The sequence below is a fragment of the Kitasatospora sp. NPDC058032 genome (assembly GCF_042885845.1).
Taxonomy (GTDB): domain Bacteria; phylum Actinomycetota; class Actinomycetes; order Streptomycetales; family Streptomycetaceae; genus Kitasatospora.
On the sequence record NZ_JBHVRK010000005.1, the window covers coordinates 431,964 to 455,988 of the forward strand.

Consider the following 24,025-nt stretch of genomic DNA (forward strand, 5'->3'; position numbering starts at 1 on the left):
GCCCCCCTCCCCCTCCCCCCCCCCCCCCCGCCGCCCCCCCGCTTCTCCCGTTGTCGTGCGCCGGCAGCCCGCCGCCCCCGCCGACCCGGCCGGTGGGGGCGGACGGCGGTGCCGGGTTCAGTCGCGCGCGATCAGGTCGTCGCGCAGGATGTGCCGGCTGCGGATCAGCCAGCCGCCGTGCTCGCCACGGACCAGCACGTCCTCGCAGAGCGTGCTGCAGTAGATCTCGGTGCGCGCCTTCGGCAGGGTCTCCAGCACCATCACGTACGAACGGGTCCGCACCGAGCCGTCCGCAGCCGGCTCCAGGGCCAGCGTGGTGAGCACGTGGCGGCGGATCACCCCGGTCGGCTTGCGGGCCTCCTCGCCCGCCGCGGTGGCCGCCTCGATCGCGGCCCGGCCGACCACCGGCTCCGGGAAGGCGTTGGTGGAGAAGACGCCGTCCTCGGTGAAGCCGGCGGCCCAGGCGGCGACGTCGCCCAGGTCCACGGCCTGCATGTGCCGGGCGTAGAAGTGCTGGATCTCCAGGTGGAGCGCGGTGTCGACGGCCCCGGCGGCCGTCGCGGTGTCGAACAGTGCGGTCATGTGACGTCTCCTCGGGTCTGCCTCGGCACGGGCGCTCCGGCGTCCGCCGAGCCTGTCGGGCGTCGCTGGAGGGCCGCTGGAGCCGGACTGGACCCGTCCGCCGCGTCCAGTCCGGCTCCAGCGGCCCTTGAGCAGCGCCCGTGAGCATCGAGACCGCGCCGGTCCGTTCGCGGGGTCGGCCACGGAACCGAACGGACGGAGTGGCAATGGGCGGGGAGCGGAACCGCGGCAGCGCGGTGGTCACCGGCGGCACCAGTGGGATCGGCCTGGCGGTGGCCCGGCACCTCGGCGCGGCGGGGTACCGGGTGTTCGTCGGCGCGCGCGACGAAGCGGTGGTCGAGGCGACCGTCAAGGAGCTGGTGGGCGAAGGGATCCAGGCCGCCGGCGCCCGGCTGGACGTCCGCGACGTACGGAGCGTCGGCGGGTTCACGGCCGCCGCGGTGGACGCGTTCGGCCCGGTCGAGGTGCTGGTCAACAGCGCCGGCCGGGGCGGGGGCGGCACCACGGCGGAGCTCGCTGACGAGCTCTGGGAGTCGGTGATCGACACCAACCTCAACGGCACCTTCCGGATGGTCCGCGAGGTGCTCACCACCGGCCGGATGCAGGAGCTGTCCCGCGGCCGGATCATCAACATCGCCTCCACCGGCGGCAAGCAGGGCGTGGTACTGGCGGCGCCGTACTCCGCCTCCAAGCACGGCGTGGTCGGCCTCTCCAAGGCGCTCGGCCTGGAGCTGGCCAAGACCGGGATCACCGTCAACGCCGTCTGCCCGGGCTTCGTCGAGACGCCGATGGCCGAGGAGGTGCGCAAGGGCTACGCCGCCGTCTGGGACACCACCCCCGAGGACGTCCTGCGGCGCTTCGAGGCGCGCATCCCGCTGGGCCGCTACACCACGCCGGAGGAGGTGGCCGGCCTGGTCGGCTACCTGACCACCGACCTGGCCGCCTCCATCACGGCGCAGGCGATCAACGTCTGCGGCGGCCTCGGCAACTACTGACCGGCCCGCGCCACCGGCCGGACGATCCACGAGGGGGAAGTACCCATGGCAGAGAACACCGCCGAGACCGGCCTGCCCGCGGCCGGCGCCACCCACGAGGTGACGCACACGGTCACCGTGGCGGCACCCGCCAAGGCCGTCTACGACCTGGTCGCCGACGTCACCGCCTGGCCCCAGGTCTTCGGGCCGACCGTGCACGCCGAGCGGCTCGAACCGGTCGACGGGCAGGAGCGCATCCGGCTCTGGGCCTTCGCCAACGGTGAGGTCCGGAACTGGACGTCGCTGCGGCAGCTCGACCCGGCCGGGCTCCGCGTGTCCTTCCGGCAGGAGCGCTCCAGCAGCCCGGTGGCCGCGATGGGCGGCGCCTGGCGGCTCACCGAGCAGGCCGACGGCACCACCCTGGTCGAGCTGGACCACTTCTGGCGGGCCGTCGACGAGGACGACGAGCAGGCCGTCCGCTGGATCGAGCAGGCCTGCGACCGGAACTCCACCGCCGAGCTGGCCGCCCTGCGGGCCGCCGCCGAACTCGGCGACACGGCCGGCGAGCTGTCCTTCAGCTTCGAGGACACCGAGGAGATGCCGGGCGCCGACCCGGCCGCGGTGTACGAGTTCCTGCACCGCTCCGACCTGTGGCCGCAGCGGCTGCCGCACGTGTCCCGGCTGGACCTCACCGAGGACGAGGACGGCGTCCAGACGATGGAGATGGACACCCTCGCCGCCGACGGCTCCGTCCACACCACCAAGTCCGTCCGGCTCTGTTTCCCGGACCGCATCGTCTACAAGCAGACCGGTCTGCCGCCGGTGATGACGGCGCACACCGGGCAGTGGCTGTTCACCCCGGTGGACGGCGGCGTCCGTGTCACCTCGCGCCACTCGGTGGTGCTCGACCCGGCCGCGCTGGCCACCGCCTTCGGGCCGGACACCGACTACGCCGGGGCCCGGGCCGCCGTCCGCAACGCGCTCGGCACCAACAGCCGCACCACGCTCCGCCACGCCCGTGCCCACGCCACCCCCGGGGAGAACCTGTGAGCGACCTGACCACCGAGCCGTTCCTCAGCCACGGGGCCGAGCTCCCGCCCGTCCCCGGCGGCAGTGTGGACGGACTGCTCACCCGGGCCGCCGAGCGGTTCGGCGACCGCCCGGCCGTGATCGTCCCCGGCGCCGGGGAGGTCACCTTCGCCGAACTGGACCACCAGGCCGACGCCTACGCCCGCGGCCTGGCCGGGCTGCTCGGTTCGGACGGGGCGCCGGTACTGCTCTCGATGGCGCTGGTCCCCGAGTTCCCGGCGCTCTACTACGGCATCATCCGCAGCGGCAACGTGGTCAACCCGGCCAACCACCTGTACAGCGCCGAGATGCTGGAGCACGCGCTCAGCCTCTCGCGGGCCCGGGCCGCCGTGGTGACGCCCGAGGTGTACCAGCGGCTGGCGCCGCTGCGCGACCGGCTGCCCGACCTGGAGCACGTGCTGCTGATCGGCCCCGCCCAGGACGGCGTCCCGTCCGTGCTGGACCTCCTGGCCGAGCGGCCGGCCGGCCCCGCGCCGGTACCGAGCCGGGGCGAGGCCACCGCCTGCGTCCTGTTCACCAGCGGCTCGACCCGCAAGCCCAAGCCGGTGCGGCTCAGCCACCGCAACCTGCTGACCGGCGCCGTGCAGCTGTCCACCGCGCACGAGCAGGACGCCGGCTCGGTGGTGCTCAACGGGCTGCCGCTCTACCACCCGATGCACATGAACGCCTCGACCCACGTGGGCGCCACCCACGTCCTCTCCGGCGGGGACGTGGTGGACGCGGTGGGCCACGCCAACGAGTACCGGGCGACGCACTTCTACACCCTGCCGTTCCGGCTGATCCAGCTCTCCGGCCACCCTCGGCTGGGCGAGCTGGAGCTGGCCACCGTACGGATGGTGGCGTCCGGCGGCTTCCCGCTGCGCCCCACCGTGCTGCGCGCGCTGGACCGGCAGTTCGGCGTCCCGATGCTCCAGGGCTACGGCATGTGCGAGACCTCCTCGCTGGCCGCCTCGGACCTGCTCTCGGCGCCCCGGCCCGGCTCGGTGGGCCGTCCGCTGCCCGGCAGCCGGCTGCGGATCGTCGACCTGGAGTCGCGGCTCCCGGTGGCCCCGCACGCGATCGGCGAGATCCAGGTGCAGGGCCCGAACGTGATGAAGGGCTACCTGGTGCCGCAACCCGAGGAGGCCGTCGACGCGCGGGGCTGGCTCTCCACCGGTGACGTCGGCTACCTGGACGAGGAAGGCAGCCTGTTCTTCCTCGACCGGGTCCGGGACGTCTTCACCACCGGCGGCGTCCTGGTCGCCCCCGGGCAGATCGAGTGCTTCCTGGCCGAGGAGCCCGAGGTCGCCGAGTGCGCGGCGGTGGACGCACCGCACGACGGGGAGCTGGTGCCGGTGGCCTTCGTGGTGCTCCGACCGGCGCACCGGCCGGCCGGCCCGGAGGCCCTGGCCGCCCTGGTGGAGGGGCTGCGCGAGCGGGTCAACGCCCTGGTGGAGCCGCACCAGCGGCTGTACCGCGTGGAGGTGCTGGACGAGCTGCCCCGGCTGGCCAACACCAAGGTGGACCGGACCGCGCTGCGCAAGCGCGTCCGGTGAGCACCGGTACCGAGTGAACCGACCGACAACGCTGCGGGAGACGAGAGCATGCGACTGATCGACCTGTCCTCGCCCATCGACGCCGACTTCTGGGAGGCGGAGCCGATGGAGCACAAGGTCATGACACCGGCCGAGGCGGCCGTCTACATGACCGACGGGATGCGCGAGCAGTTCGGGGTCGACCTCGACCCGGCGGTACTGCCGGACGGCGAGTTCCTCAACCAGGACATCCTGACCGTCAGCACCCACATCGGCACCCACGTCGACGCCCCCTCGCACTACGGCACCCGGACCGGGCACGGCGGCCCGCCGCGGACGATCGACGAGATGCCGCTCGACTGGTTCCAGCGCCCGGCCTTCGTCCTGGACGTGCGCGGCGCCGGCACCGGTGCGGTGGACGCCGGGGTGCTGGCCGAGGAGCTGGACCGGATCGGCTACCAGCCGCAGCCGCTGGACATCGCGCTGATCCACACCGGAGCCTCCGCGTGGGTCGGCACCCAGCGCTACTTCACCGAGTTCACCGGGCTGGACGGCTCCGCGGTGAACTTCCTGCTGGACTTCGGCGTCAAGGTGATCGGGACGGACGCGTTCAGCCTGGACGCGCCGTTCTCGGACATCATCCGCCGCTACCGCGAGACCGGTGACCGCTCCGTGCTCTGGCCCGCGCACTTCGCCGGCCGGGAGCGGGAGTACTGCCAGATCGAGCGACTGGGCGGGTTGGACGCGCTGCCCCGGCCGTCGGGGTTCACCGTGACCTGCTTCCCGGTGAAGATCGCCCGGGCCGGCGCCGGCTGGACCCGTGCGGTGGCCACGGTCGAGGACTGAACCGGCACGACGAGGGAGGGTCCGCCCGGTGGGGCGGACCCTCCCTCGTCGTGGGAGTCGCGGACGTCAGTCCTGCCAGGTCGGCCGCTGCTCGATCTCCAGCACCGCGCAGGACCAGGTGAAGCCCGCCCCCACGCCCATCACCAGGCACCGCTCACCCGGCCGCAGTCGCCCGGTGGCGGCCAGGTGGTCCAGTCCGGCGAACTGGTCGGCCGCGCCGAGGTGGCCCACGCCGCTGCCGAACTCCCAGGTGGTGCGCGCGATGTCGACGTCCAGGCGTTCCAGGAAGACGGCCTGCAGCCGGCGCCGGCCGAAGTGCGGCAGCACCAGGGTGGCGATGCCGTCGAGGCCGGTGTCGGCCTCGGCCAGCGCCTGCTTGAGCGCGGTCTCCTGGCCGGCCAGGGTCCGGGCCAGGACGAAGGACTTGCCGGCGGTGGCCAGGAACTGGCGCTTCAGCGGGTCCAGGTCGACCGGGGAACGCAGCGCGCCGAGGCCGGTCCCGAACGGGTCGTCGCCCCGGTGCATGCCCTCCAGCTCCGGGTCGGAGACGGTCACCAGGCTGCGCAGCCGGGCGAAGCCGCCCCGGCGGCTGAGCACCAGCGCCGAGCCGCCGTCCCCGTAGACCGTGCCCGGGTCGCTGCGCCAGCGGTCGAAGTGCGGCCCGGCGAACCGGTCGGCGGCGGTGAGCACCGCGGCCGTGTCGCGCCGGCCGGCGGGGGAGCCGAGGAACGCGGCGGCGAGCTCCAGCGCGGCCATGCCGCCGTTGGACATCTGCCGGACCTCGACGGCCGGGCACTGGTTGCCGATCGCCGTCCGTTGCACGTACGAGGCCGGCGGCCAGAGGTCGTGGCCCTGGTACCAGACGGTGGCGTGCAGCAGCAGCTGCACCTCCGCGGGCGTGTGGCCGCTGCGGGCCAGCGCCTCGGCGGCGGCGCGCGCGGCCAGCTCCGGCGGGGAGTCACCCGGCCCGGCGACGGCGATCGACCGGATGCCGGTCGAGACGGCGATGCGCCGGTCGACCAGGCCGGCGGCCAGTGCCTCCTCCACCGGCATGCCCGGCGGCAGCGCGCTGCCGGTCGCCGCTACGTACACGTCCTCGTACCTCATGCGTCCTCCACTGCTCGAACCGGCCGGGCCGCCCGGCCGGTTGACGGGCAGCAGCCGTCTCCCACCCTGTGCGGGACGGCTCGATCTGCCCTCGAACCGGGCTGGAGAGATGCTGGTGGCGGGGCCTCTCCAGCGGAGTTCCAGCGGTCTCGGAGGTGTGGGCGACAGGGTCGAGTACCCGGACCGCCGTTGGGGCGGCCGGTGGAGCGATGGGTGGGGCGGCGTCATGGTCGATCAGGACTGCGCAATTGTCAGGGGCATGGTCCGGCTGAAGGGGGCTGCCGACGCCTTCGCCGCACCGGGCTGGGCCGCTCTGCTGCTGATCTGGCTCGGCGTCGGCCCGGAACGGCTGCCGGTCCGGACCCGCTTCGTGGTGGCCGGCCCGTACGCGGTGGACCCGGCGGGGCCCTACCCGGTGGAGTCGGTCGCCGACTCCCGGGCCGCGCTGTTCGCCGCCTGCCGGGCGCTGGAGCGCGGCGAGGCGGACACCGTGGTCGCGGTCGGCCTGCACGAGCCGCAGCCCGGAGCCGTCGCCGCCGTGGTGCTGCGCCGCTCGGTGGAGGCGCTGGCCGAGGGTGAGCGGGTGCTCGGCCTGCTGCGCGCCTGCTCCTGGCCGCCGGCCGTCCCCGAAGGGGAGCCGGTCTCCGCCATCAGCGACCTGCGTCCGCTGTTCGGCTGGGGGGCGTGGCCGGCCGACGCGGTGCTGCGGCCCGGCCCCGAGCCCACCGACGGCCGGGCGGTGCTGCTGATGCCCCCGGGCGAGCGGCTCAGCCGCAGCCCCGGTGTCGGGCCGTACCTGCACGCCTGGTCGGCGCAGGACGCCGACGCCGAGGAGCGGATGCGCGACGAGGTGCTGAGGGCGCTGGAGTCGACCGGGGAGCGGCCCGTACCGCTGCCGGAGCTCTTCGGGCAGCCGGTCGAGCCGGTCCGCGGCTGCCTGGTGGCCGCCTCGCGGGAGGAGGTGGTGGCGGCGCTGCGGACCGGTGACCCGGTGCTGCGCGGCACCGTGACCGAGCGCCGGGGCGTCGCGCTGCTCTTCCCCGGTCAGGGCTCGCAGTATCCGCGGATGGGCGCCGGGCTGTACGGCCACGAGCCGGTGTTCACCGCCGCCGTCGACGCGGTGCTGCTCCTGCTGGAGGACGGCGAACGGGTCCGCGACGTCTGGCTGTCCGGCGAACCGGTCGACGCGACCGAGTACTCCCAGCCGCTGCTCTTCGCGGTCGGCTACGCGATGGGCCGGCTGGTGATGAGCTGGGGAGTGCGGCCGAACGCCCTGCTCGGGCACAGCATCGGCGAGATGGTGGCGGCGACCCTGGCAGGTGTGTTCACCCTGCCGGACGCGGTCCGGCTGGTCCGCGAGCGGGTGGAACTGGTGGCGGACGCCCCGCCGGGCGGGATGCTGGCGGTGGCGGCGGCCGCGGACCGGCTGGCGCCGTACCTGGTCGGCGACGTGGTGGTGGGCGCGGTCAACAGCTCGCGGCAGTGCCTGCTGGCCGGGCCGGACGCCGAGCTGGCCAAGGTGGCCGGGGCGCTGGAGGACGACGGCATCACCTGCCGTCCGGCCAGGTCCCACAAGGCGTTCCACAGTCCGGCGCTCGCCCCGTACGCGGCGGCCTCCACACCCTCGTTCGCCGCGGTGCGTCGCAACCTGCCCTCGATCCCGGTCCATTCGGCGGCCGGAGGCGGTCCGCTGACCGCCGAGCAGGTCGCCGATCCCGCCTTCTGGGCGGGGCAGTTGGCCGGACCGGTGCTGTTCGGTCCGGCGCTGAACAGGTTGCTGGCCGACGGGGACCACCTGCTGGTCGAGGCCGGCCCCGGGCAGGGGCTCGCCGCCCTGGCCCGCCGGCATCCGGCGGTCCGGTCCGGGCGTAGCGCCGTCACGGCGCTGCTGCCGACCCGGCCGGGAACGCCGGAGGACGACCGGCGGGCGCTGCTGTCCGGGGCCGGCCGGCTCTGGGTGGAGGGCCACGACCTGGACCGGGACGCCCTGCAGCCACCCAAGTGAGGTGTCAACCGGCCCGGCCGCCCAGGGTGGCCTGGCCGGATACGACCTTCTCCAGCAGCCCGCGCAGCGTGTCCAGTTCCTCCGTCGAGAGGAACTGGCCGAAGTGCCGGCGGATGTTGCCGATCTGGGTGGGCAGGGCCGAGGTGAGGGTGATCCGTCCGGTGTCGGTGATCACGGCGTAGGTCACCCGGCGGTCGTCGGTGGCGGTCTGCCGGTGGACCAGGCCGGCCAGTTCCATCCGGTCGATCAGCTTGGTGACGCTGGCCTTGGACACCACCAGCGATTGGGAGAGCTCCTGCATCCGCAGCCGCCCCTCCGGCCGGCGGTGCAGCCGGGCCAGCACTTCGAACCAGGCCAGCGAGATCCCGTGGGCGTCCATCAGCTCACGGTCGAGGGTCTTGGAGACCAGCGAGAACGCGTGGACGACGGTCATCCAGGCCTGGAAGCCGGCCTCGCCGGCCTCCGGCGGGGCGATCCCCAGGGGGAGGGACGCCGATTTTTTGATTGACATGGAAACCATCATATGGATACATTGCCGCTCGGAACGGTTTCCAGGTTAATTAATCTCAACGCGCCCCCTTGCGCGCGGCGCGTACCTCCTGAGGGGACGTCATGTCCGAACGCGTAACTCTCTCGGCTGATTCGGCGACCCGCGGGCATCCCGTCCGGACTGCGATCGTGGTCGGGATCGCCCTGTTCATGGCCTCGCTGGACAACCTGATCGTCACCACGGCGCTGCCGAGCATCCGCGAGGAACTGCACACGGGCGTCGAAGGCCTGGAATGGACGGTCAATGGCTACACATTGACCTTCGCGGTCTTCCTGATGATCGCTTCGGCGGTCGCCGACCGGTTCGGCCGCAAGCGGCTCTTCGCGATCGGACTGGCGATCTTCACCGGTTCCTCCGCGCTCGCCGCGCTCTCCAGCAGCATCGAGACGCTGATCGCCGCCCGGGTCGTCCAGGGCCTCGGCGCGGCCATCGTGCTGCCGCTCACCCTGACGCTGCTCTCCGCCGCCTTCCCGCCCGAGAAGCGCGGTGCCGCGCTCGGCGCCTGGGGTGGCATCGGCGGCCTGGCCGTCGCGCTCGGCCCGCTGGCCGGCGGCCTGGTGCTGAACAACCTCTCCTGGTCCTGGATCTTCTGGATCAACGTGCCGATCGGCATCGTCCTGCTGGCGCTCATCCCGGGCTGGCTCACCGAGAGCCACGGCCCGAGCGCCAAGCTCGACCTGGTCGGCACCCTGCTCGCCGGGCTCGGCATGCTCGGTCTGGTGCTCGGCATGGTCCGGGCCGGCGAGCGCGGCTGGACCGACGGCCAGATCGTCGCCAGCCTGGCCGCCGGCGTGCTGTTCTTCGCCGCCTTCGTCTGGTGGGAGGCCCGCACGCCCGCCCCGATGCTGCCGATGCGCTTCTTCCGCAGCGCCACCTTCACGGCGGCCAACCTGGCCTCGCTCTTCATGTACTTCGGCATGTTCGGCGTGATCTTCCTGATCACCCAGTACCTGCAGACCGTGCAGGGTGCCTCGCCGCTCGGTGCCGGCGTCAAGATGCTCACCTGGACCGGCATGACCCTGCTCGCGGCCCCGGCCAGCGGCATCCTGTCCGACAAGATCGGCGGCAAGCCGATCGTCGCGGCCGGCCTCTTCCTCCAGGCCGCCGGCATCCTCTACCTGGCCATGGTGGTCACCCCGACCGCGTCCTACGCCGTCCTGATCCCCGGCTTCATCGCCAACGGCCTCGGCATGGGCCTCTACTACGGCCCGGTCGCCAACCTGGTGCTCGGCTCGGTCGGCCGCGCCGAGGAGGGCATCGCCTCCGGCGCCAACAACGCCATCCGCGAGCTCGGCGGCGTCTTCGGCATCGCCGTGCTGGCCTCGATCTTCACAGCCGAGGGCGGCTACGGCAGCGCCCAGAGCTTCACCGACGGCCTGGCCCCGGCGCTGTGGGTCGGCACCGCGGTGGTCCTGCTCGGCGGCATCTCCGCGCTGTTCATCAAGGGCGGTCCGGCGGCGCAGACCACAGGGGCGCCGGCCGGACCGGCCGGCGAGCCGGTCAAGGAGGCGGTGGGCCGCCCCGGCGGTGCCGTCCTCAGCGAGATCGAGATCTGACCCGTTCCGTACCGGCGCGACCCACCGGGCAACCGCCCGGGGGGTCGCGCCCACGACCGAGAGGTTCGGCCGCCGTGGCACGTCCGGTCATGCTGCTCGCCCTGGTCTGCACCGGCCTGTTCGCCGGATTCTGCTTCTGCTACGCCTTCGCCGTGGTCCGCGCCCTGGCGCGGCTCGACGACCGGGCCTACGTCGTCGCGATGCGGCACCTGAACGAGGCGGTCCCCAGCCCGCCGTTCCTGGTGGTGCTGGCCGGGACGGCGCTGCTGCCGTGGGCCGTCCTCGCGGGCGGCTTCGGCGGCGGTTCGCGCACCTGGCTGCTGGGTGCGGCGGCGCTCTGCGCGGCCGGCGCGATCGCCGTCACCCTGCTCGGCAACGTTCCGCTGAACGCCCGGCTGGCCGCCGGGAGCCCGGTCGCCGAGGCGGACTGGCACGCGCTGCGGCAGGGGTTCGAGGCACGCTGGAACGCCCTGCACGCCGCGCGCACCGCGCTCGCGGTGGCCGCCTTCGGCCTGCTCGCGGCGGGTGGCCCGAAGTAGTCGGCGGCCCGGCGCCACCGTGGGCCGCCCGGGGCGCGCGGTGGCGCTACGCCCGTCCGCGCAGGCCCCGCAGGTGCTCGGCGACGGGCGCCAGCGCCTCGTACATCGCGTCGAGCTGCTCGGCGGAGAAGCGGTCGATGAAGTGCGCCCGGACGCTGCGCACATGGCACGGCGCGACCCGCTGCATGGTCTCCCAGCCCTGCTCGGTGAGGTGGGCGTAGAGGCCGCGGCGGTCGCCGGGACACTCCTGGCGCAGCACCAGGCCGGCGTTCTCCATGCGGGTGATCTGGTGCGAGAGCCGGCTCTTCGACTGGAGGGTGGCGGTGGCCAGGTCGGTCATCCGCATCCGCCGCTCGGGGGCCTCGGAGAGCACCACCAGGATCTCGTAGTCGTTGATCGCGAGGTTGTGCGGCTGGAGTTCACGGCTGAGCTGGTAGTCCAGCAGCTTGGCGACCTCCAGGTGGGCGCGCCACAACCGCTGCTCCCGGGCGGTGAGCCACGGGGTCTCCTCCTCGGGCCCCTCGGCCGGGGGGGCTGAGATGTCGGCGGGGTCGATCGTGTGCGTCTCCATGGCCCCCACGATACCGCATTTAGTTCAATGTTGTACGACTTTCCCGGTGCTCCCGCCGGACGGCCGACGCGATCCGGCCACGGCGCGTGCGGGGTGCCCGCCGCGCGCCGTGGCCGTGCGGTCAGAGCCCGAAGCGCCGTCCGAGGTTGCCCAGGTTACCGAGTCCGGGCACGTTCATGTTGGGCAACTGACTGTTGCCCGAGCCGTGCTGGCCCGGCACTCCGCCCATCGGCACCCCGGCCTCGGCATGCACCTCGCCCACCGAGCGCTCGGCCATCAGGACCTCGCTCGACTGCAGCAGCACCTGGCCGGCGCCGATGAACTCGAACTGGTGCTCCTCGCCGGAGGCCCCGCCGAGCCCGGTGAGCCGGCGCAGGCCGCCGATCAGCCCGTGCATGTAGTCGTGGTCGTAGTGGTGGCACGGCGCCGGGCAGTCCGCCCAGCCGACCAGCGCCTGCGGGTCCACCCGGATCGGCGGCTCGACGAAGTGCACCGGCCCGTTCGAGGCGGCGACGAACTTGCCGGTGCCGATCAGGGTCAGGAACCCGGGGATGATCGACTGCTTGAGCTTCAGGGTGGGCTCGTAGGCCAGCAGGTTCCCCGAGCGGACCGTCAGGTTCCCGTTCTCCAGGTCGTAGGAGTTCAGGTCGAAGGCCCGGTCGGCCAGCAGCAGCTTGCCGCGGCCCTCGGCGACCACCCAGTCCGCCGCGTGCATGGGGGAGTTGAAGTGCCCGAGCAGCCGGTCGGCCGCGCCGGAGCCGACGCCCTTGAAGGAGATGTCGCCGTAGTAGGCGATCATCTTGCCCTTCTGGAGGAAGTACGGGCCGTTGAGGTCCACCGAGAAGGCGTACGGGTTGACGTTGTCGTTGGACGGCAGGCTGTGCGCGTCGTGCACCACCGGGCCGGAGCCGTCCTGCGCCGTGGGCAGCGGGGCCTGCGCGCCGCCGTACTGCTCCTGGGCGTACTGCTGCGGCGGCTGGGCGGGCGGCGGGGGCGGCGGGTAGCCGCCCTGCTGGGGGTAGCCCTGCGGCGGGTAGGGCTGGCCCTGCTGGGGGTACGGCTGGCCGGGCGGCGGCGGGTAGGGCTGCCCCTGCGGCGGATACGGCTGCCCCTGTGGTGGGTAGGGCTGGCCGGGCGGCGGGTAGCCGGGCTGGGTCGGCTGGCCGTACGGATCCTGGCCGTACGGGGGCTGCGGAGGGTAGGACATCAGAGCTTCTCCTCGCTCGCCTGCACGTACACCGTGCCGTTCCCGGACAGCTCCAGCTGGAACGCCTCGCCGGAGCCGCGGCCGATCATGTCGCGCCACCCGAGCGCGGTGGACAGCTTGTTCTGGACCTGGCCGCGGTGCGCGACGTAGGCCTGCGGGTCGACGTGCACCGGCTGGTGCGGGGTGATCGGCAGCTCGAAGACGCCGCCGTGCGCCATCACCGCGACCGAGCCCTTGCCGTCGAGCTTGGTGGTGAACAGGCCCTGGCCGGTCACCTGGCCGCGGACCATGCCCATCACGCCGCCCTGCGAGCCCATGAACATGGTGGACTGCTGCAGCGAGCCCTCGAAGGCCAGCAGCCGGTCCGCCTCGACGTACAGGGTGTCGCCGGTCAGGTCGATCACGTGCACGTGGTGGCCGCCGTGGCCGAACATCACGCTGCCCTGGCCCTCGACGGTCATCAGCGGGGTGTCCTCGTTGGCCACCCGGCGGCCGATCATCGACATCACGCCGCCCTGGCCGCCGGTGATGTTCGGCGTGAACTTCACCTCGCCGGTGTACGCGAGCATCGCGCCGCGCTGGCTGAACAGCCGCTGGCCCGGGACGACCCGGGCCTCGATCATCTTGCTGTTGATCTTCGTGAACGCCATCAGACGTCGCCCCCGATGGTCAGCTTCTCGGAGGGCTGCACGTAGACCAGCCCCTCGCCGGTGAACTCCACCTGGACGGCCTCGCCGCCGCCCTCGCCGATGAAGGTGCTCCAGCCGGCGCCGGACTTGATGGAGCGGTTGAGGTTGCCGGTGTGGGCGACGTACGCCCCCGGGTCGACCCGCAGCGGTGTGCCCTGCGAGACCCGCAGGATGATCGCCGGCCCCTTGGAGGTGACCGCGGCCCAGCCGTGGCCCTCGACCTTGGTGGTGAACAGGCCGTTGCCGGCGGACAGGCCGTTCAGACCGGTGAAGGTGGTGCCGGTCTTCAGGGTGCCCTCGGTGCAGAGCAGGTTGTCGGACTCGACGTACAGCGTCTCGCCGTTCAGCCGCACGAGGTTGATCTCGGTGGCCTGGTCGGCGAAGTAGCAGGTGCCCTGTCCCTTCACCTCCATGACCGTCATCTGCTCACCGGTGAGCCGACGGGTCACCATGCCGCGCAGGCCGTCACCGCCCCCGCTGAGCTTCTTGAAGTTCATCTGGCCGGTGTACGCGACCATCGAACCGTTCTTGGCCTTCACGGAATCGCCGGTCATGTCGACGGCGAGCGTCTTTGACCCCTGGAGTCGAAACTGTGCCACGGCCGCAATCTAGCGGTCGGCGGGCACGGCGGGGGAGGGGGCGGCGGTGTTCTGGTACGCGTCTGCGACAAAGCGGCCGGCCGGGCTCCGGTACCACCCCCGCCGATTGGTTCGGACAGGTGATCGGTGATAATGGACCGGATGCTTGTGAGCCGGTTCACAAGCGATCCCCAGAGCCCCCCGCGTATCGAGGTACCCATCGTGAACAGCAGCGCCGTCCACCGCCTGCGCCTGGTCTCCGGCCCCGAAGGGGTCTCCTTCCTGCTCCTGCTGCTCTGCTCGTTGCTCAAGCGCACCACCGACTTCAACGCCGTACCGGTGATGGGCATGATCCACGGGATCCTGTTCATCCTGTACGTCGTCTTCTGGATCATGGCCTGGCAGACGCAGAAGTGGGACGTCAAGCGCGGCGCCCTGCTGTTCATCCTCTCGGTGCTGCCCGGCGGCGGCTTCGTGGCCGAGCGGATGCTCGCCAAGGAGGAGCGCGGCAAGGTCGCGGTGCCGGCCGCGGCCTGACTCCTCCCCGCAACGCGCCGGCAGGCTGCCGGGGCCCCCTCTCCCAGTGGGCCCCGGCAGCCTGCCGTCTTTTCCGGGGGTGGTCCGTTCGTCGCTAGTTGACGTTCACCGCGCTCCACGCCGCGGCCACCGCGTTGACCTCCGGGGCGCCGTAGAGGTCCCTGGCGGCGTTCAGGGTGGCGGTGCGGGCCGCCTTGTAGTTGGTGCTCGACGTGAAGTAGACGGTCAGCGCGCGGTACCAGATGGCGGCGGCCTTGTCGCGGCCGATGCCGGCGACGGTGGAGCCGTTGGAGGTCGGGCTGTTGTAGCTGACGCCGTTGATCACCTTGGCGCCGCTGCCCTCGGACAGCAGGTAGAAGAAGTGGTTGGCCACGCCCGAGGAGTAGTGGACGTCAAGGCCGCCGATCCCGGCGTACCAGGCGTCGGGGGACTTGCCGTCCCTGGAGGGCTTGTCCAGGTAGCGCAGCGGCGTGCCGTTGCCGTTGATGTCGATCTTCTCGCCGATCAGGTAGTCCGGCACGTCGGAGGGGATGTTGGCGTACCACTCGACCAGGGTGCCGAAGATGTCCGAGGTGGCCTCGTTGAGGCCGCCGGACTCGTTGAGGTACGTGAGGTTGGCGGTCGCCGAGGTGACGCCGTGGCTCATCTCGTGGCCGGCCACGTCGAGGGCGGTCAGCGGGTGGGTGTTGCTCTGGCCGTCGCCGTAGGTCATGCAGAAGCAGGAGTCCTGCCAGAAGGCGTTGATGTAGGCGTTGCCGTAGTGCACCCGGTTGCTGGCGCCGACGCCGTCGTTGCGGATGCCACTGCGGCCGAAGGTGTTCTTGTAGAAGTCCCAGGTGGCACCGGTGCCGAACTGCGCGTCGACCGCGGCGGACTGGGTGTCGGTGGCGAGGCCGTTGCCCCAGACGTTGTCCGCGTCGGTGTACAGCGCGTTGTTGTTCTTGGCGTTGCCGGTCCACTGGTTGCCGCGGGCCGGGTCCTTGAGCTGGTAGGTGGCGCCGCTCTGGGTGGTGTTGAGGGTGACGGTGCCGACGTGCACGCCCTTGCCGGTGCCGTTGACCGTCTGCACCTCCTCGTGGCTGGAGAGCACCTGTCCGGTGGCGGCGTCGGTGACCAGCTGCTGGCGGCTCGGGGTGCCGTCGGCCCGCTCGCCGTGGACCGCCGTCCGGTAGGCCAGCCGCGGGCTGCCGTCGCCGGCCCAGACCACCAGGGCCGGGGTGCCGGCGCCGTCGACCCGGGTGACCGGGGAGGCGTCCTTGTCGGTCGGGGCGATGCCGACGGTGGCCCGGACCGAGTCGACGGCCTGGGCGGAGGCGGTGCCGGCGGAGATCGCCGGGGTCAGGCTCGCCAGTGCGAGGCGGCCGTCGAAGGCCCGGTCCACCGAGGCGATCGTGCCGTTGGCCTTCTGGTGGACGACCAGGTCGCCGCCGAGCACCGGCAGGCCGGCGTAGGTGCGGTCGTAGCGCAGGTGGCGCGTGCCGTTGGCGTCGACCACCACGTCCTTGACGACCAGCTTCTCCTGGCCGCCGAGGGCGAGCGCCTGGGCCACCGGGGCGGCCTGCTGCCCGGCCAGCGCGATGAGCGAGTCGCGCTGCTGGACGGGGGCGGCGTGGGCGGGGGCGGCGGCGACCTGGATGGCGCCGGCCAGCAGGACGGAGGCGGAGAGTACGGCGCCGGCTGTCAGCTTTCGCTTCACGTACGGGTTCCTTCCACGAAACCGCGGGTGCGCGGTCACGCCACGTACCGGGGCGCCGGGGTCGGCGCCAGGGGCGGTAGGGCGCGGACGTGCTGGTCCCGTGCGGCCTGACGCACCGTCGATGGGTGGGGGCGACGGGCGTCCGGACGGGGCTTTGGTCAGAAGCATGACAACAAAGGGCGTGGAAGGACAGGTCGCCGCCGGGGATTGGCCAGGTCTCGCCAAGACCCGCACGGATGGGTTCGGGTACGACAGTTGACCGGTTCGTCCCGGTTGGTCCGCTGGCGGGTTCCCGCCAGCGGCGAGTCTTGCCGCCCCCGTCCGGCGTTGCTACGCGGGCGAAGGGAATGGAGACGTCCGGGGCCTCCCCTCCCAGTGGGGCCCCGGACGTCTCCCTCGGCGGGCGTCAGTTGACGTTGACCCCGCTCCACGCGGCCGCCACCGCGTTGTACTCGGCGCTGCCGGCGCCGTAGAGGTCGGCCGCCGCGCTCAGGCTGCCGGTGCGGGCCGCCTTGTAGTTGGTGGTCGAGGTGAAGTAGACGGTCAGCGCGCGGTACCAGATCGCCGCCGCCTTGTCCCGGCCGATGCCGGTGACGGTGGAGCCGTTGGAGGTCGGGCTGTTGTAGCTGACGCCGTTGATCACCTTGGCGCCGCTGCCCTCGGACAGCAGGTAGAAGAAGTGGTTGGCCACGCCCGAGGAGTAGTGGACGTCCAGGCCGCCCACCGAGGAGGACCAGGAGTCGGCCGAGGCGCCGTCCTTGGAGGGCTTGTCCATGTAGCGCAGTGGGGTGCCGTCGCCGTTGATGTCGATCTCCTCGCCGATGAGGTAGTCCGGCTTGTCGGCGGGGAGGTTGGCGTACCACTCGACCATGGTGCCGAAGATGTCCGAGGTGGCCTCGTTGAGGCCGCCGGACTCGCCCGAGTAGTTCAGGCCGGCGGTGGCCGAGGTGACGCCGTGGGTCATCTCGTGGCCCGCGACGTCCAGCGCGGTCAGCGGGTTGGTGTTGTTGGTGCCGTCGCCGTACGTCATGCAGAAGCAGGAGTCGTTCCAGAACGCGTTGACGTAGTTCCGGCCGTAGTGGACCCGGCTGGTGGCGCCGACGCCGTTGTTCTTGATGCCGTTGCGGCCGAAGGTGTTCTTGTAGTAGTCCCAGGTGGCCGCCGCGCCGAACTGGGCGTCCACCGCGGCCGACTGGCGGTTGGCGGCGGTGCCGTCGCCCCACACGTTGTCGGTGTCGGTGAGGAGGGTGCCGGAGCCGGAGGTCTTGCCCTTGAGGTCGCTGGTGGACTGGCCGCCGCGCGAGGCGTCCTTGAGCGAGTAGGTCGAGCCGCTCTGGGTGGTGGTCAGCGGGACGGTGCCGACGAAGACGCCGGTGCCGGTGCCGGTGGCGGTCTGCACCTGCTCGTGGCTGGAGAGGACCTGGCCGGTGGCGGCGTCGGTGACCAGCAGTTGGCTGCTGGGGGTGCCGTCGGCGCGGACGCCCTCGACGGTGGTCCGGTAGGCCAGCCGCGGGTTGCCGTCGGCGGCCCAGACGACCAGCTGGGCGGCGCCGGCCCGGTGCACCCGGGTGACCGGCGACTCGTCCTTGTCGGCGGCGATGCCGACGGTGGACTGCACCGCGCCGGTGGCCTGGTCGGCGGCCCGGTCGGCGGGCATCCCCGGGGTCAGGCTGGGCACCGCGATCTGCGCGGTGACGGCCTTGTCGACCGCCTTGACGGCTCCGTCGGCGGCCTGGTGCACGACCAGGTCGCCGCCGAGCACCGGCAGGCCGGCGTAGGTGCGCTCGAAGCGGAGGTGGCGGGTGCCGTTGGCGTCCACCACGGCGTCCTTGGCGACCAGCTTCTCCTGACCGCCCAGCCCGAGGGCCTTGGTCAGCGGATCGGCCTGACCGTTCGCCAGCGCGATCAGGTCGGCGCGCTGTTGCGCGGCCTGCGCCTGGACCGAGGGGGTGGGGGTGGCCTGGGCGGCGGTGCTCACCTGGATGACGCCGGTGACGAGGGCGGTGGCGGAGAGTACGGCGCCGGCTGCGAGCTTTCGCTTCACGTACAGGTCCTTCCGGGAAACCGCGTGTGCGCGGTCGCGCCGCGCTCCGGGGTGCCGGGCTTGGCACCTGAGGGGCGGAACGGGCGCTGACGTGCTGCTCCGTGCGGTCCACGGTGGTCACCGGTGGGTGGGGCGGTGGCCACCGAACGGGGCTGGCGGAAAGCATGACAATCCAACAAGTGAAATGACAGGTCTCGTTCATGAATTGGCCAGGTCTCGCCAACGCGGCGGAAGGTGAACGGCGTGACGAACGGGACGAACCGCCCCGCCGTTCGGCGGGTTACCGTCCGAACCGACGCCCGGTGGCGGGGCGGACGCCGCCGCGGGGGTCAACCGGCCCGTCCGCGCGGATGGTTGGTGCCCGTTCACACCCCGGCAACGTGCTGGTACGTACCTGACAGGTCGACTGGCGGGTTCCCGCCACGTGTCGCGCTTGTCCACCATCAGGACGCCTGGTAGCCCTCCCCGTGCCCGCCGGTACGGTAAGGAGGTGGCCAAGCCCCTCGCACTCGACTTCGACCCGATCGCCCGCGCCGACGAGCTGTGGACCCGCCGCTGGGGGACCGTCCCCGCGATGGCGGCGATCACCTCGGTCATGCGGGCCCACCAGATCCTGCTCTCCCGTGTGGACGCGGTGCTCAAGCCGTACGGGCTGACCTTCGCCCGCTACGAGGCGCTCGTGCTGCTCACCTTCAGCCGGACCGGCGAACTGTCGCTCTCCAAGATCGGTGAGCGCCTGATGGTGCACCCGACCAGCGTCACCAACACCGTCGACCGCCTGGAGCGGGCCGGCCTGGTCGCCCGCCGCCCCAACCCGCTGGACGGCCGCGGGGTGCTCGCCGCGATCACCGGCCGGGGGCGCGAGGTCGTCGAGGGCGCCACCCGGGAGCTCATGGCGATGGAGTTCGGCCTGGAGGAGTACGACGCCGACCAGTGCCGGGAGGTCTTCGAGCTGCTCCGCCCGCTGCGGGTGGCGGCGGGCGACTTCGCCGAGCCGTCCGGCGAGGGGGCTGCGCGGCCGGGGGCGTGAGGGCGGCTACCCTCGTGTGAGCGGTGCGCGGATCCGGACGTACCCCCCGATGCTGCCGAGCGAGGCGATGAAGACGATGAAGGCGACCCCCCTGCTGGGCTGGTACCGCGCCCTGGCCATTGCGACCGGTGTGGCGCTGCTGGTGTTCTGCGGCTTCATGGTCGCGAAGTACGGCTTCCACGCGGCCGAGGACGTGACCACCTACGTCGCGATGCTGCACGGCTACCTCTACATCGGGTACTTCGTGGTGACCTTCCTGCTCGGCCAGAAGCTCAAGTGGCCGCTGGGCCGGATGGTCTTCACCCTGGCCGCCGGCTGCATCCCGTTCGCCTCCTTCGTCGCCGAGCGCAAGGTGGTCGCCGAGGCCGCCGCCAAGCTGCCCGCCGGTGACGCCGCCCGCCAGCCCGCCGGCGTCTGAGCGAAGCCCCGGGGCACATCCGAAGGGCGCCCTTCCCCGTCCGGGGGAGGGCGCCCTTTCGCATGCCCGCGTGGTCGGTGGGCGACGTCCGTCGACAAGTACTAGGACGTCCGAGTAAATTGGTAGGACGTCCTAATAGCTGTGCCGCCCGCTGGCGTGGCGGCCGTACGGAGCGGAGTTCGGGGTCATGGACGCCGAGGAGATCGAGCGCGGGCGGCAGCGCTGGCAGCAGCGGTACGACAGCGCCCGCAAGCGGGACGCGGACTTCACCACCCTCTCCGGGGACGAGGTCGAGCCGGTCTACGGCCCGGCCCCCGGACAGGCCTACGAGGGCTTCGAGCGGATCGGCTGGCCCGGCGAGTACCCCTACACCCGGGGCCTGCACCCGACCGGCTACCGCGGCCGGACCTGGACCATCCGCCAGTTCGCCGGCTTCGGCAACGCCGAGCAGACCAACGAGCGCTACCGGATGATCCTGGAGGCGGGCGGCGGCGGCCTCTCGGTCGCCTTCGACATGCCCACCCTGATGGGCTACGACTCGGACGACGCGCGCTCGCTCGGCGAGGTGGGCCACTGCGGCGTCGCGATCGACTCGGCCGCCGACATGGAGGTGCTGTTCCGCGGCATCCCGCTCGGCGAGGTCACCACCTCGATGACGATCAGCGGCCCGGCCGTGCCGATCTTCTGCATGTACCTGGTCGCCGCCGAGCGGCAGGGCGTCGACCCGGCGGTGCTCAACGGCACCCTCCAGACCGACATCTTCAAGGAGTACATCGCCCAGAAGGAGTGGCTCTTCGCCCCCGAGCCGCACCTGCGCCTGATCGGCGACCTCATGGAGTACTGCGCCAACGGGATCCCGGCGTACAAGCCGCTCTCGGTCTCCGGCTACCACATCCGCGAGGCCGGGGCGACGGCCGCGCAGGAGCTGGCGTACACCCTGGCCGACGGCTTCGCCTACGTCGAGCTGGGCCTGTCCCGGGGCCTGGACGTGGACGTCTTCGCACCCGGCCTGTCCTTCTTCTTCGACGCGCACCTCGACTTCTTCGAGGAGATCGCCAAGTTCCGCGCCGCCCGCCGGATCTGGGCCCGCTGGATGCGCGAGCGGTTCGGCGCGAAGACCGAGAAGGCCCAGTGGCTGCGGTTCCACACCCAGACCGCCGGTGTCTCGCTCACCGCCCAGCAGCCGTACAACAACGTGGTCCGCACCGCCGTCGAGGCGCTCTCGGCGGTGCTCGGCGGTACCAACTCGCTGCACACCAACGCCCTGGACGAGACCCTGGCACTGCCCTCCGAGCAGGCCGCCGAGATCGCCCTGCGCACCCAGCAGGTGCTGATGGAGGAGACCGGTGTCACCAATGTGGCCGACCCGCTGGGCGGCTCCTGGTACGTCGAGGCGCTGACCGACCGGATCGAGCAGCAGGCCGAGGAGATCTTCCGCAAGATCCTGGACAAGGGCCGTGAGGACCACGCGATCGGTCCGATCACCTCCGGCATCCTGCGCGGGATCGAGGACGGCTGGTTCACCGGCGAGATCGCCGAGGCCGCCTTCCAGTACCAGCGGGGCGTGGAGAAGGGCGAGAAGCGGGTCGTCGGCGTCAACTGCCACCCGCGCAGCGTCACCCCCGAGCTGGAGATCCTGCGGGTCAGCCACGAGGTGGAGCGCGAGCAGGTCCGGGTGCTCGGCGCGCGCAAGGCGGGCCGGGACGAGGCCGCGGTCCGGGCCGGGCTGGACGCGATGCTGGCCGCCGCGCGGTCCGGCGCGTCGATGATCCCGCCGATGCTGGACGCGGTGCGCGCCGAGGCGACCCTGGGCGAGATCTGCAACGTGCTGCGCGAGGAGTGGGGGATCTACCGGGAGGCCGCCCGGTTCTGAGCCGGTCCGCACGGGCGTGAAGGCCGCCCGGCGCCCCTTCGCGGGGTGCCGGGCGGCCTTCGCCGTGCCCGGCCTCAGCCGGACTGCGGGATCGGGAAGGGGCCGAGCAGCAGACCGGTGAAGCGCCGGGTCCACTCGGGGGTGATCGGCTCGCCGCTGACCAGCACCCGGTGCTCGACCGTCCCGGCGATGGTGTCGAAGATGATGTCGACCTCCTCGCGGGTGGTCGCCTCGTCGCAGTCCGGTGCCAGCTCGCCGCGGGCCTGGGCGGCCGCGCGGCCCTGCCGGACCAACCGCTTCTGCGGGTCGACGATCGACTCCCGGATCCGCCGGCGCAGCTGCCCGTCGCGGGTGCCCTCGGCGAACAGGGCGAGCAGTGCCGCCTGGGTCTCCGGGCGGGCCAGCAGATCCGCGAACTGGGCCACCACGGCCTCGATGTCGGCCTGCAGACTGCCCAGGTCGGGCATCACCAGCTCGTCGAAGAGGCTGGCGACGGCATCCACCACCAGCTCGTTCTTGGACGGCCAGCGGCGGTACAGGGTGGTCTTGGCGACCCCGGCGCGGGTCGCGACATGACCCATGGTGAGACCGCCCCAGCCGAGTTCGGCCAGCGCCTCGCGGGTGGCGTCCAGGATGGCGCGATCGGCGGCGGCGCTGCGCGGGCGGCCCTTGGCCCGGGTGGTGGCGGTCTCCGGGGTCTCCGGGACGAATGGCTGGGGGGCCGGCACCGGGCCTCCTCTGCGATTTACCGGTAAGTAACTTGGGTGGGGCTGGTAACGGTAGCGACTTCTTCGTGTCCAGGTCAGCCGGGCTGCGCCGGAAAGTGGCCCAGCTCACGTCCGGCAGGCCCCGGCGGGGGTTGCGGCGGGTGCCCCGGGTCCAGTTACGCTACGACTCGTAGCGAAAGCGACGACCAGGCGCCGCGTCCCCGTGGGACGGGAGCGGCGCGGGCGCGGATGGGGATCCGCGCCGAACGGTTCAGGCTATCGGGCAGTGGCTCCGCCACCCCGGGAATCGGGACCGCGCAGCCCGCGCGGGGCGTTTTCCGGGAGGTTGGTGCCCACCAGCGGCGCGGGCGGGGGAGGATGGTGCCATGCAGCCACGGAATTCTCGTCTCAACAGTGCCGCCCTGCGTGGTGCGGTCGACCTCGCCGCGGTGAAGGCAGCCGGCGAGGCTGCCCAGAAGGCCGAGCAGGCCAGGGCCGAGCGGGCCCGCCAGGCGGGCGCCGGAGATGCGGCCGGGGACGCCCCGGCCGGGACCGGGTACCCGCTCGTCGTCGACGTCACCGAGGACACCTTCGAGGTGGAGGTCGTCCAGCGGTCCACCGAGGTGCCGGTGGTCGTCGACTTCTGGGCCGAGTGGTGCGGGCCCTGCAAGCAGCTCAGCCCGATCCTGGAGCGCCTGGCCGAGGAGTACGCCGGCCGGATCGTGCTCGCCAAGATCGACGTCGACTCCAACCAGCTGATCGCCCAGCAGTTCGGCATCCAGGGCATCCCGGCCGTGATGGCCGTGGTGGCCGGCCAGCTGGTCCCGCTGTTCCAGGGCGCCGAGAACGAGGCCAACGTCCGCAAGGTGCTGGACCAGCTGATCCTGGTCGCCGAGCAGCGCTTCGGCATCGTCGGCACCGGCGGCGGCGCGCCCGTCGAGGGCGCGGAGGCCGCCGCCCCGCGCCGCCCGGAGGACCCGGCGCTGTCCGCGGCCCACGACGCGCTCGACCAGGGGGACCTGAGCGGCGCGATCCAGGCCTACCGGAACGTGCTGGCCGACCAGCCGGGCAACGCCGAGGCCAAGGTCGGCCTGGCCCAGGCCGAGCTGCTGCAGCGGATCGAGGGACTGGACCTGCAGACCGTCCGGACCGCCGCCGCGGCGGACCCCGGGGACGTCGAGGCCCAGCTGCGGGCGGCCGACCTGGACCTGGTCGGCGGGCACGTCGAGGACGCCTTCGGCCGGCTGGTGACGACGGTCGGCAGGACCTTCGGCGAGGACCGGGACGCGGCCCGGCTGCGGCTGCTGGAGCTGTTCGAGGTGATCGGCCCGGAGGACCCGAGGGTCACCGCGGCGCGCCAGGCGCTGGCCCGGGTGCTGTTCTGACGCGGCGTCGGGTGACACGGTGGATGACCTGCGGTGCCGCCTGGTGATTTGGCGACAATACGGTCATCGTCTCTGAGGTTTACCAAATCTTGACAACACCCGTGGATGGTCACGACATGTGACCGTCCACGGGTGTTTCGCTGCCGTTTCCTAGGGGTTTAGCCCTCACGAATCCTCCATTTCGTCACGCTGCGTGCCCAGGGCGCCGATTTCATGATCATTCGCGCTCGTGTGGGATTACCCGTCAGTAATGCAACCTCTTGTGCTTCGCCCGGGATTCGAGCAGCATCGGCACGCCCGGTCCCCACACTTCGACCCCCGCCGGCAGCCGGTCGGCGGACCCGGAGGAGGGGATCCCCACCGGGCGGCCGGCGGTCCCGCCGCCGGCGAGAGGGCAGGGGGGTATCCGCTCCCACGGCGGTTCCTGTCCTTCGTACGGCCGCGCTGCCCGCGCGGTCGCTGGTTGTCGCTCGGGGGGACCGCCCGTGTCGCCACGGCGCTCTCCGCTACCGAGGACGTAGCTCTCTC

At 72.4% G+C, this 24,025-nt stretch carries 22 protein-coding genes; 12 read left to right on the forward strand and 10 right to left on the reverse strand.

Annotated elements, in window-relative coordinates:
• Positions 1-117 precede the first annotated feature (117 nt).
• Positions 118-582: a nuclear transport factor 2 family protein gene (locus ACFVUH_RS11935; RefSeq protein ID WP_387912724.1), complete on the reverse strand. Its 465-nt coding sequence runs from the start codon at positions 580-582 to the stop codon at positions 118-120.
• Between the two features lie 206 nt (positions 583-788).
• On the opposite strand from ACFVUH_RS11935, the gene ACFVUH_RS11940 reads away from it, so the two are divergent.
• Genes ACFVUH_RS11940 through ACFVUH_RS11955 form a run of 4 tightly spaced genes read left to right on the forward strand, consistent with a single transcriptional unit; the run spans position 789 to position 5,005 of the window.
• Positions 789-1,577 (forward strand): SDR family NAD(P)-dependent oxidoreductase, encoded by a 789-nt coding sequence (locus ACFVUH_RS11940; RefSeq protein WP_355372819.1) that lies wholly within the window; start codon positions 789-791, stop codon positions 1,575-1,577.
• 45 nt (positions 1,578-1,622) lie between these two features.
• Complete coding sequence (locus ACFVUH_RS11945) at positions 1,623-2,606, forward strand: aromatase/cyclase (RefSeq protein ID WP_387912726.1); 984 nt, start codon at positions 1,623-1,625, stop codon at positions 2,604-2,606.
• On the forward strand, positions 2,603-4,180 hold the full coding sequence (locus ACFVUH_RS11950; RefSeq protein ID WP_387912728.1) for an AMP-binding protein: 1,578 nt from the start codon (positions 2,603-2,605) through the stop codon (positions 4,178-4,180). Before ACFVUH_RS11945 ends, ACFVUH_RS11950 begins: the two co-directional genes overlap by 4 nt.
• A gap of 48 nt (positions 4,181-4,228) precedes the next feature.
• Complete coding sequence (locus tag ACFVUH_RS11955) at positions 4,229-5,005, forward strand: cyclase family protein (RefSeq protein WP_355372812.1); 777 nt, start codon at positions 4,229-4,231, stop codon at positions 5,003-5,005.
• 66 nt (positions 5,006-5,071) lie between these two features.
• On the opposite strand, the gene ACFVUH_RS11960 is transcribed toward ACFVUH_RS11955, so the two are convergent.
• The gene (locus ACFVUH_RS11960; protein WP_387912730.1) at positions 5,072-6,112 is read right to left on the reverse strand and encodes a ketoacyl-ACP synthase III family protein; all 1,041 of its coding nucleotides are present in this window, start codon (positions 6,110-6,112) and stop codon (positions 5,072-5,074) included.
• Between the two features lie 259 nt (positions 6,113-6,371).
• Here ACFVUH_RS11960 and ACFVUH_RS11965 point away from each other — a divergent pair, with 259 nt between their 5' ends.
• A complete protein-coding gene (locus ACFVUH_RS11965) occupies positions 6,372-8,117 on the forward strand; it encodes an acyltransferase domain-containing protein (RefSeq protein WP_355372807.1) in 1,746 nt (581 codons plus the stop codon).
• A 4-nt stretch (positions 8,118-8,121) separates the two neighbouring features.
• Here ACFVUH_RS11965 and ACFVUH_RS11970 read toward each other — a convergent pair whose 3' ends face one another.
• Positions 8,122-8,628: a MarR family transcriptional regulator gene (locus ACFVUH_RS11970; RefSeq protein ID WP_355372805.1), complete on the reverse strand. Its 507-nt coding sequence runs from the start codon at positions 8,626-8,628 to the stop codon at positions 8,122-8,124.
• A 101-nt stretch (positions 8,629-8,729) separates the two neighbouring features.
• On the opposite strand from ACFVUH_RS11970, the gene ACFVUH_RS11975 reads away from it, so the two are divergent.
• Positions 8,730-10,223, forward strand: a complete 1,494-nt coding sequence (locus tag ACFVUH_RS11975; protein ID WP_387912733.1) for an MFS transporter — start codon at positions 8,730-8,732, stop codon at positions 10,221-10,223.
• 74 nt (positions 10,224-10,297) lie between these two features.
• Positions 10,298-10,762 carry an anthrone oxygenase family protein gene (locus ACFVUH_RS11980; RefSeq protein ID WP_387912735.1) on the forward strand — a complete coding sequence of 155 codons (465 nt, stop codon included), beginning with the start codon at positions 10,298-10,300 and terminating at the stop codon, positions 10,760-10,762.
• Between the two features lie 46 nt (positions 10,763-10,808).
• Here ACFVUH_RS11980 and ACFVUH_RS11985 read toward each other — a convergent pair whose 3' ends face one another.
• The 4 genes from ACFVUH_RS11985 to ACFVUH_RS12000 form a co-directional block, all read right to left on the reverse strand.
• On the reverse strand, positions 10,809-11,333 hold the full coding sequence (locus tag ACFVUH_RS11985) for a MarR family transcriptional regulator (RefSeq protein WP_355372797.1): 525 nt from the start codon (positions 11,331-11,333) through the stop codon (positions 10,809-10,811).
• A 121-nt stretch (positions 11,334-11,454) separates the two neighbouring features.
• Positions 11,455-12,261 carry an AIM24 family protein gene (locus ACFVUH_RS11990; protein WP_355372830.1) on the reverse strand — a complete coding sequence of 269 codons (807 nt, stop codon included), beginning with the start codon at positions 12,259-12,261 and terminating at the stop codon, positions 11,455-11,457.
• A 278-nt stretch (positions 12,262-12,539) separates the two neighbouring features.
• Complete coding sequence (locus tag ACFVUH_RS11995) at positions 12,540-13,190, reverse strand: AIM24 family protein (protein ID WP_355372795.1); 651 nt, start codon at positions 13,188-13,190, stop codon at positions 12,540-12,542.
• Positions 13,190-13,828 (reverse strand): AIM24 family protein, encoded by a 639-nt coding sequence (locus ACFVUH_RS12000; RefSeq protein ID WP_355372792.1) that lies wholly within the window; start codon positions 13,826-13,828, stop codon positions 13,190-13,192. The genes ACFVUH_RS11995 and ACFVUH_RS12000 overlap by 1 nt, the downstream gene beginning before the upstream one ends.
• A 141-nt stretch (positions 13,829-13,969) precedes the next feature.
• On the opposite strand from ACFVUH_RS12000, the gene ACFVUH_RS12005 reads away from it, so the two are divergent.
• Positions 13,970-14,344, forward strand: coding sequence for a DUF3817 domain-containing protein (locus ACFVUH_RS12005; protein WP_387912738.1), 375 nt, complete (start codon positions 13,970-13,972; stop codon positions 14,342-14,344).
• Between the two features lie 94 nt (positions 14,345-14,438).
• Here ACFVUH_RS12005 and ACFVUH_RS12010 read toward each other — a convergent pair whose 3' ends face one another.
• Together ACFVUH_RS12010 and ACFVUH_RS12015 are read right to left on the reverse strand one after the other, a co-directional pair.
• The gene (locus ACFVUH_RS12010) at positions 14,439-16,040 is read right to left on the reverse strand and encodes a M4 family metallopeptidase (protein ID WP_387912740.1); all 1,602 of its coding nucleotides are present in this window, start codon (positions 16,038-16,040) and stop codon (positions 14,439-14,441) included.
• Between the two features lie 406 nt (positions 16,041-16,446).
• Positions 16,447-18,084 (reverse strand): M4 family metallopeptidase, encoded by a 1,638-nt coding sequence (locus tag ACFVUH_RS12015; RefSeq protein ID WP_387912742.1) that lies wholly within the window; start codon positions 18,082-18,084, stop codon positions 16,447-16,449.
• 490 nt (positions 18,085-18,574) lie between these two features.
• On the opposite strand from ACFVUH_RS12015, the gene ACFVUH_RS12020 reads away from it, so the two are divergent.
• The 3 genes from ACFVUH_RS12020 (at position 18,575) to ACFVUH_RS12030 (ending at position 21,405) form a co-directional block, all read left to right on the forward strand.
• The gene (locus ACFVUH_RS12020; RefSeq protein WP_355372781.1) at positions 18,575-19,114 is read left to right on the forward strand and encodes a MarR family transcriptional regulator; all 540 of its coding nucleotides are present in this window, start codon (positions 18,575-18,577) and stop codon (positions 19,112-19,114) included.
• Positions 19,115-19,163: 49 nt separating this feature from the next.
• Positions 19,164-19,532, forward strand: coding sequence for a DUF3817 domain-containing protein (locus ACFVUH_RS12025; RefSeq protein WP_355372778.1), 369 nt, complete (start codon positions 19,164-19,166; stop codon positions 19,530-19,532).
• 187 nt (positions 19,533-19,719) lie between these two features.
• A complete protein-coding gene (locus tag ACFVUH_RS12030) occupies positions 19,720-21,405 on the forward strand; it encodes a methylmalonyl-CoA mutase family protein (RefSeq protein ID WP_355372776.1) in 1,686 nt (561 codons plus the stop codon).
• A 74-nt stretch (positions 21,406-21,479) separates the two neighbouring features.
• Here the strand turns inward: ACFVUH_RS12030 and ACFVUH_RS12035 are convergent, their stop codons facing one another.
• Positions 21,480-22,133: a TetR/AcrR family transcriptional regulator gene (locus ACFVUH_RS12035; RefSeq protein WP_355372774.1), complete on the reverse strand. Its 654-nt coding sequence runs from the start codon at positions 22,131-22,133 to the stop codon at positions 21,480-21,482.
• A 365-nt stretch (positions 22,134-22,498) separates the two neighbouring features.
• Between ACFVUH_RS12035 and ACFVUH_RS12040 the strand changes: the two genes are divergently transcribed.
• A complete protein-coding gene (locus ACFVUH_RS12040; protein ID WP_387912744.1) occupies positions 22,499-23,497 on the forward strand; it encodes a tetratricopeptide repeat protein in 999 nt (332 codons plus the stop codon).
• The last annotated feature ends 528 nt before the right edge of the window (positions 23,498-24,025 follow it).